The 16,776-nt window shown below is 64.3% G+C and carries 17 protein-coding genes and 2 tRNA genes; 12 read left to right on the top strand and 7 right to left on the bottom strand.

What is annotated here, in order from left to right; translation table 11 throughout:
• Positions 1–24: 24 nt before the first annotated feature.
• Positions 25–621 carry a TetR/AcrR family transcriptional regulator gene (locus AOT87_RS16595; RefSeq protein WP_057967680.1) on the top strand — a complete coding sequence of 199 codons (597 nt, stop codon included), beginning with the start codon at positions 25–27 and terminating at the stop codon, positions 619–621.
• Between the two features lie 15 nt (positions 622–636).
• On the top strand, positions 637–1,989 hold the full coding sequence (locus tag AOT87_RS16590; RefSeq protein WP_057967679.1) for an MFS transporter: 1,353 nt from the start codon (positions 637–639) through the stop codon (positions 1,987–1,989).
• Between the two features lies 1 nt (position 1,990).
• On the opposite strand, the gene AOT87_RS16585 is transcribed toward AOT87_RS16590, so the two are convergent.
• On the bottom strand, positions 1,991–2,674 hold the full coding sequence (locus tag AOT87_RS16585; RefSeq protein WP_234795761.1) for a LysM peptidoglycan-binding domain-containing protein: 684 nt from the start codon (positions 2,672–2,674) through the stop codon (positions 1,991–1,993).
• A gap of 147 nt (positions 2,675–2,821) precedes the next feature.
• Here AOT87_RS16585 and serA point away from each other — a divergent pair, with 147 nt between their 5' ends.
• Both serA and AOT87_RS16575 read left to right on the top strand, forming a co-directional pair.
• Complete coding sequence (serA, locus tag AOT87_RS16580; protein WP_234795763.1) at positions 2,822–4,393, top strand: phosphoglycerate dehydrogenase; 1,572 nt, start codon at positions 2,822–2,824, stop codon at positions 4,391–4,393.
• A complete protein-coding gene (locus tag AOT87_RS16575; RefSeq protein WP_057967677.1) occupies positions 4,390–5,403 on the top strand; it encodes a 3-isopropylmalate dehydrogenase in 1,014 nt (337 codons plus the stop codon). Before serA ends, AOT87_RS16575 begins: the two co-directional genes overlap by 4 nt.
• Positions 5,404–5,469: 66 nt before the next feature.
• Here the strand turns inward: AOT87_RS16575 and AOT87_RS16570 are convergent, their stop codons facing one another.
• Both AOT87_RS16570 and AOT87_RS16565 read right to left on the bottom strand, forming a co-directional pair.
• The gene (locus AOT87_RS16570; protein ID WP_057967676.1) at positions 5,470–6,672 is read right to left on the bottom strand and encodes an MFS transporter; all 1,203 of its coding nucleotides are present in this window, start codon (positions 6,670–6,672) and stop codon (positions 5,470–5,472) included.
• Positions 6,673–6,725: 53 nt separating this feature from the next.
• Positions 6,726–7,943 carry an oxygenase MpaB family protein gene (locus tag AOT87_RS16565; protein WP_046254251.1) on the bottom strand — a complete coding sequence of 406 codons (1,218 nt, stop codon included), beginning with the start codon at positions 7,941–7,943 and terminating at the stop codon, positions 6,726–6,728.
• Between the two features lie 114 nt (positions 7,944–8,057).
• Here AOT87_RS16565 and AOT87_RS16560 point away from each other — a divergent pair, with 114 nt between their 5' ends.
• From AOT87_RS16560 to AOT87_RS16540, 5 genes are all read left to right on the top strand, one after another.
• Entirely contained in the window at positions 8,058–8,717 is a 660-nt protein-coding gene (locus AOT87_RS16560; RefSeq protein ID WP_030094103.1) for a TetR/AcrR family transcriptional regulator, read from the top strand.
• A 10-nt stretch (positions 8,718–8,727) separates the two neighbouring features.
• A complete protein-coding gene (locus AOT87_RS16555) occupies positions 8,728–9,504 on the top strand; it encodes a fumarylacetoacetate hydrolase family protein (RefSeq protein WP_030094102.1) in 777 nt (258 codons plus the stop codon).
• A gap of 2 nt (positions 9,505–9,506) precedes the next feature.
• Positions 9,507–11,009 carry a glutamate--tRNA ligase gene (gene gltX, locus AOT87_RS16550; RefSeq protein WP_057967675.1) on the top strand — a complete coding sequence of 501 codons (1,503 nt, stop codon included), beginning with the start codon at positions 9,507–9,509 and terminating at the stop codon, positions 11,007–11,009.
• A 78-nt stretch (positions 11,010–11,087) separates the two neighbouring features.
• A tRNA-Gln gene (locus tag AOT87_RS16545) sits at positions 11,088–11,159 on the top strand.
• Positions 11,160–11,256: 97 nt separating this feature from the next.
• Positions 11,257–11,332 (top strand) — tRNA-Glu (locus tag AOT87_RS16540).
• Positions 11,333–11,346: 14 nt separating this feature from the next.
• Here AOT87_RS16540 and AOT87_RS16535 read toward each other — a convergent pair.
• Genes AOT87_RS16535 through AOT87_RS16525 form a run of 3 tightly spaced genes read right to left on the bottom strand, consistent with a single transcriptional unit; the run spans position 11,347 to position 12,866 of the window.
• The gene (locus tag AOT87_RS16535; RefSeq protein WP_057967674.1) at positions 11,347–11,649 is read right to left on the bottom strand and encodes a hypothetical protein; all 303 of its coding nucleotides are present in this window, start codon (positions 11,647–11,649) and stop codon (positions 11,347–11,349) included.
• Positions 11,650–11,657: 8 nt separating this feature from the next.
• Positions 11,658–12,155 carry a PPOX class F420-dependent oxidoreductase gene (locus tag AOT87_RS16530; protein WP_030094099.1) on the bottom strand — a complete coding sequence of 166 codons (498 nt, stop codon included), beginning with the start codon at positions 12,153–12,155 and terminating at the stop codon, positions 11,658–11,660.
• A gap of 9 nt (positions 12,156–12,164) precedes the next feature.
• Positions 12,165–12,866: an IclR family transcriptional regulator gene (locus tag AOT87_RS16525; protein ID WP_057967673.1), complete on the bottom strand. Its 702-nt coding sequence runs from the start codon at positions 12,864–12,866 to the stop codon at positions 12,165–12,167.
• A gap of 49 nt (positions 12,867–12,915) precedes the next feature.
• On the opposite strand from AOT87_RS16525, the gene leuC reads away from it, so the two are divergent.
• From leuC to AOT87_RS16510, 3 genes are all read left to right on the top strand, one after another.
• Positions 12,916–14,361 (top strand): 3-isopropylmalate dehydratase large subunit, encoded by a 1,446-nt coding sequence (gene leuC / locus AOT87_RS16520; protein WP_030094097.1) that lies wholly within the window; start codon positions 12,916–12,918, stop codon positions 14,359–14,361.
• Between the two features lie 20 nt (positions 14,362–14,381).
• Complete coding sequence (gene leuD, locus AOT87_RS16515; RefSeq protein ID WP_046254246.1) at positions 14,382–14,981, top strand: 3-isopropylmalate dehydratase small subunit; 600 nt, start codon at positions 14,382–14,384, stop codon at positions 14,979–14,981.
• 161 nt (positions 14,982–15,142) lie between these two features.
• The gene (locus AOT87_RS16510) at positions 15,143–15,778 is read left to right on the top strand and encodes an HU family DNA-binding protein (protein ID WP_057967672.1); all 636 of its coding nucleotides are present in this window, start codon (positions 15,143–15,145) and stop codon (positions 15,776–15,778) included.
• Positions 15,779–15,846: 68 nt separating this feature from the next.
• Here the strand turns inward: AOT87_RS16510 and AOT87_RS16505 are convergent, their stop codons facing one another.
• A complete protein-coding gene (locus tag AOT87_RS16505; protein ID WP_057967671.1) occupies positions 15,847–16,767 on the bottom strand; it encodes an NUDIX hydrolase in 921 nt (306 codons plus the stop codon).
• Positions 16,768–16,776: the final 9 nt, after the last annotated feature.

Genomic DNA, 16,776 nt, shown 5'->3' with positions numbered 1-16,776 from the left:
TAAGTGATTACTTGGGAGACGTCAATGGTTGAGATTTCTACCAAAGAACGCCTGGTCGCCGAGGCCATGAGGCTCTTTGGCGAGCAGGGGTACAAGGCGACGAGCGTCGCCCAGATTGAGAAGGCGGCCGGTCTTACTCCCGGATCGGGCGGGCTTTATCACCACTTCAAGTCCAAAGAAGCGCTGCTGGAGGCGGGCGTCGATCGTCAGCTCGATCGCCGTCGCGCCATGCGTGACATCCGCGCGCTCTTCGGTGGACTGGGCGATCTGCGCAACGAACTCACGATGATGGGTCGCTACCTGCTGACCGTGCTCGATGAGGAGTCGCAGCTGCTGCAGATCGCATCGAGCGTTCCGGCCGGTCACCTAGCCCGGCTCGACAACGCCTATGCCGCACTCTTCGATGGCCTCTACGCCGAGCTCACCGACTGGGTACATGGCTGGGCCCCGGACATCGGCAAGGCGCAAGCGGAATCGATTGGGGCGCTGGGCGTCAACGCCCTCTTGGGCAAGCGTGCGACCAGTACGGTTTTTCGGGCGCCGACCGCCACCATTGCCGACGAGGACTACATCGCGGAATGGACGGCTGTACTGGCTACCAGGATCGAATCGCTGCGCTAGTCTCCGCCGGTGGCGATGACACCGGAGACCGTGCCCGTTGAGTCTGCGGTACCGCGCAGTCGGATCGTCGTCGCCTCCATGGTGGGTACAAGTATCGAGTTCTTCGACTTCTACATCTATGCCACCGCGGCGGTGCTGGTGTTCCCAACGTTGTTCTTTCCCAAGGGGGATGACACCGCGGCGCTGCTGTCGTCGTTCGCGACGTTCGGGTTGGCCTTCGTCGCCCGCCCCGTCGGCTCCATGGTGTTCGGGCATTTCGGCGATCGGATCGGCCGTAAGGCCACCCTCGTCGGATCGCTGATGACCATGGGGGTGGCGACCTTCGCGATCGGGCTGCTGCCCACCTTCGACGCCGTTGGCTACTGGGCGCCCGCGCTGCTCTCGCTGTTGCGCTTTTGTCAGGGTCTGGGATTGGGCGGGGAGTGGTCGGGGGCTGCGCTGCTGGCGACCGAAACCGCCGAGGAGGGGAAGCGGGGCTGGGCGGCGATGTGGCCACAGTTGGGCGCCCCGATCGGATTCTTCTTCGCCAACGGCACTTTCCTGTTGCTGATGCTCGTCATGGGCTTCGACGCCAAGACGGCTGCGGCTAACCATGCGTTCCTGTCCTGGGGCTGGCGAGTCCCGTTTTTGGCCAGTGCGGTCATTGTGGTTGTCGGCCTTTATGTCCGGCTCAAACTCACCGAGACGCCCGTCTTCACCCAGGCAGTCGCCGAGGGCAAGAAGGTGCGCGCGCCGCTGGCCGAGGTGGCTAAGACTTCCTGGCGCCAGCTGGTGATCGGCACGTTCGTCATGCTGGCCACGTACACGATCTTCTACGTCGTGACGACCTGGGCGACGTCGTACGGAACGGGGAAGGTGGTCGACAAGTCCGGGGTCAAGCTCGCGATCAGTTACGTCGATTTCCTACAGATGCAGCTGATTTCGGTGCTGTTCCTGGCGGCGTGCGTGCCGATATCCGGACGGCTGGCCGACAGGTACGGCCGCAGACCGGTGCTGCTGACGTTCACGGCCGGGATCATCGTGTTCGGGCTGTCGTTCGGCTGGTTCCTCGACCCCTCGACGGTGAACAAGCCGATGATGTTGGTGTTCTTGAGTGTTGGAATGGCATTGATGGGCCTGTCCTTTGGCCCGATGAGCGCCCTGCTGCCCGAGCTGTTCCCCACGAACGTGCGTTACACCGGGTCGGGGATCGCGTACAACTTCGCCTCCATCATCGGAGCCGCCGTCGCGCCGTTCATCGCCACCTGGCTGGTGCACGACTTCGGCGTCGCATGGGTAGGGGTCTACCTGTCGATCGCCGGTGTGTTGACATTCGTCGCATTGCTCGCCGCGCGCGAGACCCGTGGAGTGGATCTCGCCGAGGTCTGATTCAGCTGCCCAGGTCGATCGAGGGGAAGTAGATGACCTGCCCCACGGAAAGGTGATCGGGGTTTTCGATGAGGTTGGCCGCCGCCACCATCTGGACCGCGATCTGTGTCCGTGCGGTGTTGTAGTCGCCGTAGTTCTGCTGCGCCAGCTTCCAGAGTGTGTCGCCGGAGACGACGGTGTGGCGCCGGTTGAGCCGAGGCTGGATCAGCACGGAGCCGGGTTCCGGATCATCACCGCTGAGCTGATTCGCGATGGCAATCACGATCCAGAGCGTCCAATCGCCGTACCAGCGGTCCGCGAGCACCTGCAGCGTCTCGCCCGGCATCACGGTGTGATGTCCCACGTTGGCGAGGTCCGGCATCAGCAGCCATTCGCCGACAATCAAATCGCGCTGCGATACACCGCTGGGGCTTTCGAACACCCCACTCACCGAGAAGCTGCCGTAGAAATGTTCGGCGATTGAGCCCTTGGTGTCACCCGCCTTGACCTGGTAGCGATAGGTGACGTACGGAATCTCAAGTTCCTGCCCCACCTCGATGAGATCAGGATCGGACAGGTCGTTGACCACCGCGATCACCCGGTAGCGGCGTCCGTCGCCGTAGAACATTTCGGACAGTTTCCACAGGGTGTCACCACTGCGGACCGTGTATGGGCCACTGACAGGTAGTACATGTGTTTCGGTCATGCGCATAGCGTCATCCGGGTGTGCGTCCTGGGTCGCGAGTAGTGCGCTACTCGATATGGCGGGCCACGACCACGGTTGTCGGCGACTGTGATGTCCGCCGCTTACGGCGGCACACTAGGCTATGGCGACGTGAGCGAACGTCCAGTCGTGCTGATTGCCGACAAACTTGCCCAGTCGACCGTCGAAGCACTTGGTGATGGTGTGGAGGTGCGCTGGGTCGACGGCCCGGATCGTCCCGCACTGCTGGCCGCGGTACCCGATGCTGACGCGCTGTTGGTGCGGTCGGCGACCACCGTGGACGCCGAGGTACTGGCAGCCGGCACCAAGCTCAAAATCGTCGCGCGTGCCGGCGTCGGACTCGACAACGTCGACGTCAAGGCCGCAACCGCCCGCGGTGTCCTGGTGGTCAACGCACCCACCTCGAACATCCACAGCGCTGCCGAGCATGCCGTCACCCTGCTGCTGTCCACCGCGCGGCAGATCCCGGCCGCCGACGCCTCGCTCAAGGCGCACACCTGGAAGCGTTCGTCGTTCAACGGCACAGAGATCTTCGGCAAGACGGTCGGTGTGGTGGGCCTGGGCCGCATCGGCCAGCTGTTCGCGCAGCGCCTTGCCGCGTTCGGGACCCACATCGTCGCCTACGACCCCTACGTCTCGGCCGCTCGCGCCGCCCAGCTCGGCATCGAGCTGCTGACCCTCGACGAACTTTTGGGTCGGGCAGATTTCATCTCGGTGCACCTGCCCAAGACCCCGGAGACCGCGGGTCTGATCGGCAAGGAAGCCCTCGCCAAGACCAAGCCGGGCGTCATCATCGTCAACGCCGCACGCGGTGGGCTTATCGACGAGGCCGCCCTGGCTGACGCGATCCGCAGCGGTCACGTCCGCGGCGCCGGGCTTGACGTGTTCTCCACCGAGCCGTGCACCGACAGCCCGCTTTTCGAGCTCGACCAGGTTGTGGTGACCCCGCACCTGGGCGCCTCCACCAGCGAGGCCCAGGACCGCGCCGGTACCGATGTGGCGGCAAGCGTGAAGTTGGCCCTGGCAGGCGAATTCGTGCCCGACGCCGTCAACGTCGGCGGGGGAGTCGTCAGCGAAGAAGTCGCGCCGTGGCTTGAGGTTGTCCGCAAGCTTGGTGTGCTCATCGGGGCCGTCTCCGAGCAGCTGCCCACCTCGCTGTCGGTCGACGTCCGCGGCGAACTGGCCTCCGAAGACGTTGCGGTGCTGAAGCTTTCCGCGCTGCGCGGACTCTTCTCTTCGGTAATCGAGGATCAGGTGACCTTCGTGAACGCTCCGTCGATCGCCGAGGAGCGTGGCGTGAGTGCGGAGATCAGCACGGCCACCGAGAGCCCCAACCACCGCAGCGTTGTCGACGTACGCGCCGTGTACGCCGATGGTTCGGTCATCAATGTGGCGGGCACTCTGTCCGGCCCGCAGCAGGTGCAGAAGATCGTCCAGATCAACGGACGCAACTTCGACCTGCGTGCCGAGGGCGAGAACCTGGTCATCAACTACGCCGACGTGCCCGGTGCCCTCGGCAAGATCGGCACCGTGCTGGGTTCGGCAGACGTCAACATCCAGGCCGCGCAGCTGAGCCAGGACGCTTCGGGCGAGGCGGCCACCATCATCCTGCGTATCGACCGCAGCGCCCCGGACGCCGTACTCGAGGAGATCCGCGCTGCTGTCGGTGCGACAACCCTTGAGCTGGTGGATCTTTCATGACAAAGCTTGCGATCATCGCCGGCGACGGTATTGGCCCCGAGGTCATCGGCGAGGCGGTGAAGGTGCTCGACGCCGTACTGCCCGGTGTCGAGAAGACCGAATACGACCTGGGTGCCCGTAGGTACCTGGCCACCGGTGAGCTCATGCCCGATTCGGTGCTCGACGAGCTGCGCGGGCACGACGCCATTCTGCTTGGTGCCATTGGTGATCCCTCGGTGCAGAGCGGAGTGCTGGAACGCGGTCTGCTGCTGCACACCCGATTCGCACTCGATCACCACATCAACCTGCGCCCCGCCAAGCTGTACCCGGGCGTGACGGGTCCGCTGGCGGGTAACCCGGCCATCGACCTGGTCGTGGTGCGCGAGGGCACCGAGGGGCCATACACCGGCAACGGCGGCGCCATCCGCGTAGAGACCCCGCACGAGGTCGCCACCGAGGTCAGTCTCAACACCCGCTTCGGAGTCGAGCGTGTGGTGCGCAACGCCTTCCAGCGCGCCGAGGCCCGTAGCAAGAACCTGACGCTCGTGCACAAGAACAACGTGCTCAAGTACGCCGGTTCGCTGTGGACGCGGACCGTCGACGAAGTCGCCGCCGAGCACCCGGACGTGCAGGTGTCTTACCAGCACATCGACGCCGCCACCATCCACATGGTGACCGACCCGGGCCGGTTCGACGTCATCGTCACCGACAACCTTTTCGGCGACATCATCACCGACCTGACGGCCGCCGTCACCGGTGGAATCGGTTTGGCTGCAAGCGGAAACATCGACGGTTCGGGCAAGAACCCCTCGATGTTCGAGCCGGTGCACGGCAGTGCGCCCGATATCGCGGGGCAGGGGATCGCCGATCCCACCGCCGCTGTGGTGTCGGTGGCTCTGCTGCTGGATCACCTTGGCGAGAAGGAAGCCTCGGCGCGTGTGGAGAAGGCTGTCGAACAGCACCTGGCCACCCGGGGCACAGAGAAGCTGTCCACCTCGGCCACCGGCGATCGGATCGCCAGCTTCCTGTAGTCCTGATCGAGTGCGAGCCTCACGCGGAAATCCAGCCGGAAAATCGCGTCAGGCTCGCATTCGGCGTTATTGGGCGGGTTTCTCCAGCTTCACCGGCACCAAACCGACAGCGGCCAAAGGGAACAACGCACACACGGCGAAGGCTGCGGAGAATCCCACCGCCGTGGCGATCGCCCCGAAAACCGGCGGTGCCACCGCGGCGGCCAGCAGCTGGCCGGTGTTCTGTGCGCCCAGGGCGCGGCCGCTCCAGAACGGTCCCGCGATTTCCGCGATCGATGTGTACGCCAGACCGTTGTCGGACACCGTGATCACCGACGCCACCAGCATGACGACGACGCTGATGGACCAGTCCAGTTGATTGGTGAGAGCCAATAGCGCCATGGCGGCTGACGCGGCCACCGCGATGGCCCGGATCGGGCGCATACGTGAACCCCAACGATCAGACCACATTCCGGCGGCAACCCGGCCGAGCGCGCCGGCCAGCTGCGCCACCGTCACCGTGATGCTGGCCGCGCCGATACTCCACCCTCTGTCGGTCACCAGCCACACCAGGGTGAAGGTCCACACGACCACCTGGGGAACCACCAGCAGCACCGACACCGCGTGGATCAGCCACAGCACCCGCGAACCGCGATAGGGGTTGGACAGGTGTTCCTCGGGTGCTTCCGAGCGCGGTGGTCGCGGCGGGTCGATGATGCCCACCAGGCAGACCGCCGAGGACACCGCGCACACGGCCGCCGGGAAGATCAATGCCGTTGCCAAACTGTGGCTTTCCGCGATGCGGGGGATCACCAGGGCGCCCAGCGCAACTCCGAGTGGCTGTGCCATCTGGCGGATGCCCATCACCGTGCCCCGCTGGCTCGGAGGGAACCACCCCACCACCACGCGCCCGCTGGCCGAGTTGCACGCTGCCGCAGACGCCCCGCCCAACAGTAGGAAGACGCCCGTGAGCACCAACGACGGTGCCTCGGCTGCGGCGAACGCCGCCAGGGCGGTCAGCGCCAGACCGCTTACCAACGCGATCCGCTCACCGAATCTGTCGATGAGCGCGCCCCATGCGATGAGTGTCAGCACCATCCCGAAGCTGGGCATCGCCGACAGCAGCCCCGCGTTGGCGAGATCCAGGCCGCGTTCGGTGTGTAAGGCGGGGATGAGAAATGCCACACCGTTGATGAAGACATTGGCGGCGGCGGTGGACCCCAGGGAGATGGCCAGCATTGCCCAACGGCGTGCTGTACCAACCTCATCAACGCGAACCATGAGTGCCATGGTTCCACATCTATCTCAAATTGTTGAACTAGTATCCTAATATATGGGATTTGCTAGCTGGCCGTCGCGAGCTTGTCGTGCTGCCGGTAGGTGCGATCGCCCCCGGTCTGCGCCATGCCGCGCGAGACGATCTGACGCCGCGCAAAGTGACCGAATTCCTCACTGATGCGGGTCATGCCGGGCAGCACGTTGCGGCGCTCGAAGAACCAGTTGACCACCGACGTCCCCAGGACCGCGGCCTGCATCGACTTGCTGTCGATAAGCCCCAGGTGATCGGCATGTGTCTTGCCGAGGATGAGGCGGCTGTAGGACGAAAGATAGGCGCGGGAAAGCCGCATGAACGCGGGCTCGTCCGGCATGGACCGGTGTAGAGCCTGCGTCAGCGAGTACGAGTCCTCGTCGGGCAGGAACTCGGTATCGGCCTCCAGCCAGAACAACCGCCAGGTGTCCTCCTCGCTGGTGGGTACGAGTTCGGGGTGAATTCCCATGAGCTGCCCGACATATCGCCAGAAATGGAAGACTGCCTCGCGCTCAGTGTCCGAGAAACTCATGCCCATGGCCTGGCATCCCGCCAGATTGGCCAGCGAGAAGAGCATCAGCGTCCCCGCCAGCTGGATCTGATTGATCGGGGTGTCCCAGTTCTCGTAATCCCAGTCATCGCGCCGATTCATGGCGCCGCGAACCAGCGCATGCATGAGACGGACTCGAGACACTCCCTTGAAACCGGTGGCGAATCGCTCGAGTCCACCGGGAGAGGTGACATCGATGAGCCATTGCGCCGTCTCGTGCAGCCGGCGCGGGGCCGCGGCCTGCAGATTCAGATTGCCGGTACCGACCAGGGGTTTGTCGGCGCGGGACGAGAGATAGCCCCCGGTGAGGGCAAGGCCGGGCAGTGCCAGGCCCAGGCCCACCACTCCGGTGCGCATGCTGACCCGCGCGGCCAGCTCAAGCTTCGCGTCGTCGAGCCAATACGGCCGGGCATCGACCTGTGTGAAAAACGCAACGAGTTCCTCGGGGGGATTGTCGACCGATTCGATGCCGGACTCCAATGCCATCTCGAACATCCGTCGCCCCTGGCCCGCCGGGAAACGCGCGAACATCGCGACCACGGCATCGGCGAGCGGGTCGCCGACGTGCGCGTACTGACGGAAGGTCTCCCGCTGCTCGGCGGTCGCGCGGATGTCCCGTCCGGCCAGGAAGCGCGTGAACACGTTGAACGGGAACTCGCGAAGTTGCGGCGGGTTGGGGAGCTTCTGCCAGCTCGAAGCCATGAATGAGGTCCTTTCCTCGTTGAACGGGCCATCTGGTGACACGTCTCACCATCTGGTGAGAATCATCACCAGAAAATGCCGTGAGGTCAAGAACCAAAGTGCGACAATCGGCGGATGCCATCCCGGACCTATGGCGGTGCCACCTCCGGCGAGCGACGCGCACGACGACGCGCGGCGCTCCTGGACGCCGCGCTGGACCTGGTCGCCGGTGGCGGCGTGAAGGGGCTGACGGTGCGCGGCGTATGTGCCGAGGCCCGGCTCAACGATCGGTACTTCTACGAGAGCTTCCGCAGCACCGATGAGTTGGTGCTCGCGATGCTCGATGAACAGATGCTGGCGGGATCGGCAGCCATCATCGAGGCCATCGCGAAGAGCTCGACGTCGAAGGATCCGGTGGTACGTACCCGTGCGGCCATCGGTAGCGGCTTGCGATTTCTCACCGCCGACCCGCGTCGGGGCAGGCTGCTGGTGGAATCGCAGGCCACCGAGGGGCTGGCGGCCCGCCGCCGCGATCTGGTCAAGACGCTGGCACAGGTGATGGCCGATCAGGGCCGCGTGCTGCTTCCCGCCGACGATGCGCTGGACCCCGATCTGGACCTGGCCACCTTCACGTTGGTTTCCGGTGGACTGGACCTGGTGACCACGTGGTTTCGTGGGGAACTCGATATCACCCACGACCGGTTGGAGGACTTTCTGGTGGCGTTGGTCACTCGCGCCAACATCCGGGAGGACCAACGTGAGGATGCCGAGGAAGGTGCAAAGCCCGGCAACTAGGCTCATGTAAATGCGCCTAGGACGTATTGCCAGCCCAGATGGTGTCGCCTTCGTCAGTATCGAGGGAGATGACGGCACCGAGACCGCCAGGGAGATCGCCGAGCATCCCTTCGGGACGCCCACTTTCACCGGGCGCCAGTGGCCGCTCGCCGACGTCAGGCTGCTGGCGCCGATTCTGGCCAGCAAGGTGGTGGCCATGGGTAAGAACTACGCCGCCCATGCCGCCGAGATGGGTGGTGCCCCACCGGAGTCGCCGGTGATCTTCATCAAGCCCAACACCTCGATCATTGGTCCGGGTCTGCCGATTCAGCTGCCGCCCAGCGCATCCGAGGTCCACCACGAGGGCGAGTTGGCGATCGTGATCGGCCGGCCGTGCAAGGACGTCCCCGCCTCCCGGGCGGCCGAGGTCATTCTGGGGTACACGATCGGCAACGACGTCTCCGCGCGCGATCACCAGCGTGCCGACGGGCAGTGGACACGAGCCAAGGGGCACGACACGTTCTGCCCGCTGGGGCCGTGGATTGTCACTGATCTTGATCCCTCGGATCTGGCCATCCGCACCGAGGTCAATGGCGAAGTCCGGCAGAGCAGCCGAACCTCGTTGCTGTTGCACGATGTCGGCGCGATCGTGGAGTGGGTGTCGGCAGTGATGACCCTGCTGCCCGGCGACGTGATCCTTACCGGAACACCCGAGGGCGTCGGCCCCATCGTCGACGGAGATACCGTGAGCGTCACCATCGAAGGTATCGGCACCTTGTCCAATCCTGTTGTGCGGAAGGCGAAGTAACAATGAGTGACACCACTGGATCTGGCAAGGTCCGGGTACGTTTCTGCCCTTCGCCGACCGGTACTCCGCATGTCGGATTGATTCGGACCGCGCTGTTCAACTGGGCCTATGCGCGACACTGCGGAGGCGACTTCGTATTCCGTATCGAGGACACCGATGCGGGCCGCGACAGTGAGGAGAGCTATCTGGCGATCCTGGACGCCCTGCGGTGGCTGGGCCTGGACTGGGACGAGGGGCCCGAGGTCGGTGGGCCGTACGCGCCGTACCGGCAGTCGCAGCGCAAGGAGCTGCACCTCGGGGTGGTGCGCAAGCTGCTGGCGGCGGGGGAGGCCTATGAGTCGTTCTCCACGCCGGAGGAGGTGGAGGCGCGTCACCTGGCCGCGGGACGCAATCCAAAGCTCGGATACGACAATTACGACCGCGACCTCACCGATGAGCAGCGTGCGGCGTTCCACGCGGAAGGGCGCAACCCTGTTGTCCGACTGCGGATGCCCGATCACGACATCACCTGGAACGACCTGGTGCGTGGGGAGACCACGTTCGCCGCGGGTGTGGTGCCCGACTTCGCGCTGACCCGCGGTAACGGAGATCCGTTGTACACGTTGGTGAACCCGGTCGACGACGCGTTGATGAAGATCACCCACGTGCTGCGCGGTGAGGATCTGCTGCCGTCGACACCGCGCCAGATCGCCCTGTATGAGGCCATGATCCGGATCGGAGTCGCCGACTCGATACCGGTGTTCGCGCACCTGCCGTCGGTGCTCGGCGAGGGCACCAAGAAGCTGTCCAAGCGCGATCCGCAGTCCAACCTGTTCCTGCACCGCGACCGCGGGTTCATCCCCGAGGGGCTGCTGAATTACCTTGCCCTGCTGGGATGGTCGATAGCCGACGATCACGACATCTTCAGCCTGTCGGAGATGGTCGCCGCCTTCGACGTCGCCAACGTCAACTCGAATCCGGCGCGGTTCGATCAGAAGAAGGCCGACGCCATCAACGCCGAGCACATCCGGCTGTTGGCCCCGGAGGAGTTCGTGGCGCGGCTACAGACCTTCTTCGCCGCCCACAGGTACGAGCTCGGACTTGAGGACAGCGCCTTCGCGGTGGCGGCGGATCTGGTGCAGACGCGGGTTGTGGTGCTGGGCGACGCCTGGGGGCTGCTGAAGTTCCTCAACGACGATGTCTATGCCATCGATCCGGGATCGGCCCGCAAGGAACTGGGGGAGGCCTCGCTGCCGGTGCTGGATGCGGCGATCGGTGCGCTGGAGTCCGTCGATGCCTGGACCACACCTGCGATCGAGGAGGCGCTCAAGGGCGCGCTCATCGAGGGACTCGAACTCAAACCCCGGAAGGCGTTCGGGCCGCTGCGTGTCGCCGTCACCGGTGCGACGGTGAGCCCGCCGCTGTTCGAATCTATGGAACTGCTGGGCTCCGAACGCACCCTGCAGCGGCTGAGAAACGCTCGGACCTGGGAAAATGAGGTAGAGGGTCAAACCGATTCGGGTTAATCGCCCTTGGTTTGGTAGTCTGCTCGTCGGCTCCAAAGTCCGCTGTCAGCGCGCTGACCTGCGGTTCTGCGAGGCCAATGGGGTATGGTGTAATTGGCAACACAGCGGTTTCTGGTACCGCCATTCTAGGTTCGAGTCCTGGTACCCCAGCGCAAATCATTTGCACGACAAGTGATTTGGTGTGATGCATACCGGTGAGCTAGACTGTCAAGTCTGCGCGCCACGCGCGTTGCACGGAAATGTTCTAGCCCCCGTCGTCTAGCGGCCTAGGACGCCGCCCTCTCACGGCGGTAGCGTGGGTTCGAATCCCATCGGGGGTACCAGCTCTTCTTCGAAGCTAGCGCCAACTCTCGGCGCGGTAGTCACCTAACATCCGCAGTGCTTCCTCGGTCAGCTCGGGATGGCGGTTACGCAGGGTCCAGATCACAAATTTGCGTGCTTGATGCGCGCCGGCCTTTGCGACGTCCACCTCGATGTCGAGGGTCTCGGCGCACAATTCACGGATCCGGTCGCCCTGTTCTCCGGCCACCTCGCCAGAACTGAGGTGGTGGACCAGCGCATCGCTCAATGGCCGCTTGATCTTCTTATGGCGTAGACCCTCACGGAAGGAGTCGAACGCATCGCGCGCGAGCCGGCCCACCGCCGTGCCTACTGCTGCGGCGCCGTTGACCCGCCCACGGGCATCGCGGGCATGCCGAGCTTGCGGTGATCCCAGGACCGAATGCGGGTAGGGCGCACCCGGACCGCGATGCGCTTGTTGAGCATCGTCTCGACAAATGGCTTCATTTCTTCGGTGTACGGGGCGGTGTACCGCTCGAAGACGCTGACGCCCACCTGGAACAGCTTGTCCGGATCCTCGACGATTTCTGCCTGGCCCTCGATCGCCACGCCGCGCAGGGTGTCGTAGGTGAGTCCGTCCTCGATGAGGCATGTGATGGTGGGGTTGCGCTTGAGGTTGACCACCTTCTGCGACTTGGCCTTGGTCTCGAACCACAGCTCGCCGTCGATCACCGCGTACCACATGGCGACCAGGTGCGGCTGCCCGTCGGCGCCGATGGTCGCCATGGTGGTGTTGCGTGAGTTGTTGATGAACGCGGTGATCTCTTCGTCAGACATGACGATCTGCGAGCGCTGGTTGGTTCCCATCTTCGGAGCTTAAAGCCGGGCTGTTATCGCCTCTGATGCGGCCACGAGATCGGCGGCCCAGCGAGCGCCCGGCCGCCGGCCCATCCGATCGATGGGGCCGGAAACCGATATCGCCGCAACGACATTGCCGTGCCGGTCGCGAACGGGCGCCGACACACTGGCGACCCCCGCCTCCCGTTCGGCGGCGCTTTGCGCCCAACCGCGCTTGCGTACGTCGGCCAGAGCGCGCTCGGTGAATGTCGCTTCGGGCAGCACCACGGCCTGGGTGGCGGTGTCGCTGTGGGCTAGCAGAACTTTGGCACCTGATCCGGCGGACATGGGCAGGCGTGATCCGACCGGCACGGTATCGCGAAGCCCCGCTGGTGGTTCGAGTGCCGCCACGCAGATGCGGACGGTGCCTTCGCGGCGGTAGAGCTGCACGCTCTCGCCGGTGATCTCACGCAGTTTCGGCAGCACCTGGGTGCTGGCGCTGAGCAGCGGATCGTTCACATGTGCGGCGAGTTCGGTCAGCCCGGCGCCGAGCTGCCATTGCCCGTCACCGTCACGGGAGAGGAGTCGGTGGACTTCCAGCCCCGCCGCCAGCCGGTGAGCGGTGGCCCGGGGGAGCCCGGTGCGTTCGCACAATTCCGCCAGCCCGCAGGGGGAGTCGCCGATGGCCGTCAGGACCTGCACCGCTTTGTCGAGGACGCCGATACCGCTATGCTGTCTCACGGAACGATACTAGCGTTCCAAATAATGAGACGCAATGAGCACGGAGCCAATGATGACTAGTGTCCAACAGCCCCGGACCCTGGCAGAGAAGGTCTGGGACTCCCACGTAGTGGTACGCGGAACCGGTGAGGGTGAGGCCCGAGAGCCAGACCTCATCTATATCGATCTCCATTTGGTCCACGAGGTGACCAGCCCGCAGGCCTTCGACGGCCTGCGGCTCGCCGGGCGGCAGGTGCGCCGGCCGGATCTGACGATCGCGACCGAAGACCACAATGTGCCGACGATCGACATCGACAAGCCGATCGCTGATCCGGTGTCGCGCACTCAGGTGGAAACGCTACGGCGCAACTGCCAAGAATTCGGCATCCGCCTGCACCCGATGGGCGACGCCGAACAGGGCATCGTGCACGTGGTCGGACCGCAGCTGGGCCTGACCCAGCCGGGCACCACAGTCGTGTGCGGCGACAGCCATACCTCTACACATGGGGCATTTGGGGCACTGGCGATGGGCATCGGGACCTCCGAGGTCGAGCACGTGATGGCCACGCAGACCTTGCCACTGAGGCCCTTTCGGACGATGGCCATCAACATCGACGGCCCCCTGCCGACGGGCGTCACCAGCAAGGACGTCATTTTGGCGGTGATCGCCAAGATTGGCACCGGCGGCGGCCAGGGCTATGTCCTGGAGTACCGCGGGCAGGCCGTCGAAGAGATGTCGATGGAGGCCCGAATGACTATGTGCAATATGTCCATTGAGGCGGGTGCGCGGGCAGGCATGGTCGCCCCCGACGAGACGACATATGCGTATCTGAAGGGTCGTCCGCACGCCCCCGAGGGGGAGCTGTGGGATGCCGCTGTGGCCGAATGGGACTCGTTGCGCACCGACGAGGGCGCTCAGTTCGACGCCGAAGTGCACATCGATGCCAGTACTTTGACGCCCTTTGTCACCTGGGGCACCAATCCGGGGCAGGGAGTGCCCCTGAGCGCGGATGTGCCTGATCCGGAGCTGATGGCCGATGAGGAGGAGCGGCTGGCGGCCGAGAAGGCGCTGACCTATATGGATCTCACCCCGGGTACCCCGATGCGTGAGATCCCGGTGGACACCGTGTTCGTGGGGTCCTGCACCAACGGGCGGATCGAGGATCTGCGCGCGGTGGCCGACGTACTAAGAGACCAGAAGGTGGCCGAGGGGGTCACCATGCTCATTGTTCCCGGCTCGATGCGGGTGCGTGCGCAGGCCGAATCCGAGGGACTGGGTGAGATTTTCACGGCCGCGGGCGCTCAATGGCGCCAGGCGGGATGTTCCATGTGTCTGGGGATGAACCCTGACCAGCTGTCTCCCGGGCAGCGGTGCGCGTCGACCTCGAACCGGAATTTCGAGGGCCGCCAGGGTAAGGGCGGTCGTACCCACTTGGTGTCACCGGCCGTCGCCGCGGCCACGGCGGTGCGGGGAAAGCTCTCATCGCCAGCTGATTTGGCAAAATCCGCGCTCTAGACCAGCAGGGAGAGGAAATAGTGGAGGCATTCGACACTCACACCGGAATTGGTGTGCCGCTGCGTCGTTCCAACGTCGATACCGATCAGATCATCCCGGCGGTGTACCTCAAGCGTGTCACCCGAACGGGTTTCGAGGACGGTCTCTTCGCCGGTTGGCGTGCCGATCCCTCGTTCATTCTCAATCAGGAGCCGTTCAACCGGGGCAGCGTGCTCGTCGCCGGGCCCGATTTCGGCACCGGATCGTCCCGCGAGCACGCCGTGTGGGCCTTGATGGACTACGGATTTCGAGTAGTACTGTCGTCCCGTTTCGGAGACATCTTCCGGGGCAACGCCGGTAAGGCCGGTCTGGTCGCCGGATTGGTGGATCAGTCCAACATCGAGCTGCTGTGGAAACTGATCGAGCAGAATCCTGGTTTGGAACTCACTGTGAATCTTGACGATCGGACAGTGACCGCCGGAACGGCGGTGGTGCCGTTTGAGATTGACGACTACACCAGGTGGCGGCTGCTCGAAGGACTGGACGATATAGGCCTTACGCTGCGAAAAGTCGACGAAATCGAAGCTTTCGAGGCCTCTCGGCCGGAGTTCAAACCCCGCACTTTGGAGCCCTCCGAGTAGCTGATTGGGCGCCCTTGGGGGCCAAGGGCATTCCTTTTAGGTCGGCAAAAGGCTTAGAGAATTTTGCCGAAATTACGCGTGGCACTTGGAAATCAGGTGCAGTTGGGTTTACCGTGTTCGAAGTCGGTTCAAAGTGGACCACTGGCTTCGGAGGGTTTTACATGAACAAAGCAGAGCTCATCGACGTTCTGACACAGAAATTGGGCTCGGATCGCCGGCAAGCCACCGCCGCGGTGGAGCACGTCGTCGACACCATCGTTCGCACCGTGCATAAGGGTGAGAGCGTGACCATCACCGGTTTTGGCGTTTTCGAGCAGCGTCGCCGCGCCGCACGTGTCGCCCGCAACCCGCGTACCGGTGAGACCGTCAAGGTGAAGCCGACGTCGGTTCCGACGTTCCGTCCCGGTGCACAGTTCAAGGCGGTTGTCTCTGGCTCGCAGAAGCTTCCGGCCGACGGTCCCGCTGTGAAGCGTGGCTCCACCGCCGCCCCGGCGAAGCGTGCCGCCGCCAAGAAGGCAGCCCCGGCCAAGAAGGCTCCCGCCAAGAAGGCCGCCCCGGTCAAGAAGGCAGTCGCCGTCAAGAAGGCTGCTCCCGCCAAGAAGGCGCCCGTGAAGAAGGCAGTGGTCAAGAAGGCCGCTCCCGCCAAGAAGGCGCCCGTGAAGAAGGCAGTTGCCGTTAAGAAGGCTGCTCCCGTCAAGAAGGCCGTGACCAAGGCTCCTGCCAAGAAGGCTGCGACCAAGGCTCCCGCCAAGAAGGCTCCGGCCAAGAAGGCTCCGGCCAAGAAGGGCCGCAAGTAGTTTCAAGACAACATCGGGTCCCACCTCAGGGTGGGGCCCGATGTTGCTTTTGGGGGCAGTGTAGGCGGCTAGCCGCCAGTAGGCAGCGGGCTGTCCAGATGGTCTGCGGCCAGCAGTTTCTGGCCGTGCATCGACAGCACCCACATGCTGCCCTTGCGGTTACGTGACTTATCGGGGCGGACACCGTCGCGATCTGCCCACCATTGGATGAGGTCTGGGATGACCCGTCCCTGAGTGCATACCACCCGGATGCCGTCCGACCCGGCGATTTCGAGAATTCGGCGATGTGCACGCTTTCGATCAGCCCAGTAGGCCTCTTCACTGAGTGCGGGCTCGCTATAGATCACCGTGTTCAGTTCCTCGGCAAGCGGTTCGACGGTCTGCCGGCAGCGCAATCGATCGGCAGCGTGAATGGCACTGGCGCCGAATGCGAGTAATTGACTGGTAAGCGCTTCGGCCTGGGCGCGGCCTTTCTTGTCCAACGGACGCAGCGTGTCATCGCCGGAATAGCGTTCCTTTCGCCCCGCTTTTCCGTGGCGCACAATGATCAATGTCCGAGTGTCAATTTCGTGCTTTGCGAGATTTCGCAGCACTTTCCGATCAACGGCGTAGCTGACCGTCTTGATCGCCCGCGCCACCGGCAGCCACTGAATCTCATCGACTTCATTGTTGGCTTCAAACTTCCCGTCCAAAGCTTGTGCTGCCCAATATCTGACGCGTTTGGTTCCCTGGGCCACCGGGTAACTCACCGATGGCAATCGTCTGCCGAGCCGGGCGCTGAATCCGGTCTCCTCGGCGATCTCGCGGACGGCGGCGATGGCCGCTGTCTCACCGGGATCGAGCTTGCCTTTCGGTAATGACCAATCGTCGTACCGTGGCCTGTGCACCAGCGCCACTTCGATGGCTCCGGCAGTGTCTTCCTTGTACCGCCAGAGTGCGGCTCCGGCAGCAAGGACCGCAGCACCGGTCCGCGTCGTCGGATCGGGCACGAAAGCTCC

The organism is Mycobacteroides sp. H003 (genome assembly GCF_001440135.1).
Lineage (GTDB): Bacteria > Actinomycetota > Actinomycetes > Mycobacteriales > Mycobacteriaceae > Mycobacterium > Mycobacterium gwanakae.
Note: the sequence above shows the minus strand (reverse complement) of the source record. Positions and strands in the feature narration are given on the sequence as shown.

Excerpts from the sequence above, each read along its gene's own strand:
- AOT87_RS16565 (WP_046254251.1), bottom strand. The coding sequence starts at position 7,943 with ATGGCTTCGAGCTGGCAGAAGCTCCCCAACCCGCCGCAACTTCGCGAG.
- AOT87_RS16510 (WP_057967672.1), top strand. The coding sequence starts at position 15,143 with ATGAACAAAGCAGAGCTCATCGACGTTCTGACACAGAAATTGGGCTCG.
- AOT87_RS16560 (WP_030094103.1), top strand. The coding sequence starts at position 8,058 with ATGCCATCCCGGACCTATGGCGGTGCCACCTCCGGCGAGCGACGCGCA.
- AOT87_RS16575 (WP_057967677.1), top strand. The coding sequence starts at position 4,390 with ATGACAAAGCTTGCGATCATCGCCGGCGACGGTATTGGCCCCGAGGTC.
- gltX (WP_057967675.1), top strand. The coding sequence starts at position 9,507 with ATGAGTGACACCACTGGATCTGGCAAGGTCCGGGTACGTTTCTGCCCT.
- AOT87_RS16585 (WP_234795761.1), bottom strand. The coding sequence starts at position 2,674 with ATGACCGAAACACATGTACTACCTGTCAGTGGCCCATACACGGTCCGC.
- AOT87_RS16570 (WP_057967676.1), bottom strand. The coding sequence starts at position 6,672 with ATGGCACTCATGGTTCGCGTTGATGAGGTTGGTACAGCACGCCGTTGG.
- AOT87_RS16595 (WP_057967680.1), top strand. The coding sequence starts at position 25 with ATGGTTGAGATTTCTACCAAAGAACGCCTGGTCGCCGAGGCCATGAGG.
- leuC (WP_030094097.1), top strand. The coding sequence starts at position 12,916 with ATGATGACTAGTGTCCAACAGCCCCGGACCCTGGCAGAGAAGGTCTGG.
- AOT87_RS16555 (WP_030094102.1), top strand. The coding sequence starts at position 8,728 with ATGCGCCTAGGACGTATTGCCAGCCCAGATGGTGTCGCCTTCGTCAGT.
- AOT87_RS16590 (WP_057967679.1), top strand. The coding sequence starts at position 637 with ATGACACCGGAGACCGTGCCCGTTGAGTCTGCGGTACCGCGCAGTCGG.
- AOT87_RS16530 (WP_030094099.1), bottom strand. The coding sequence starts at position 12,155 with ATGGGAACCAACCAGCGCTCGCAGATCGTCATGTCTGACGAAGAGATC.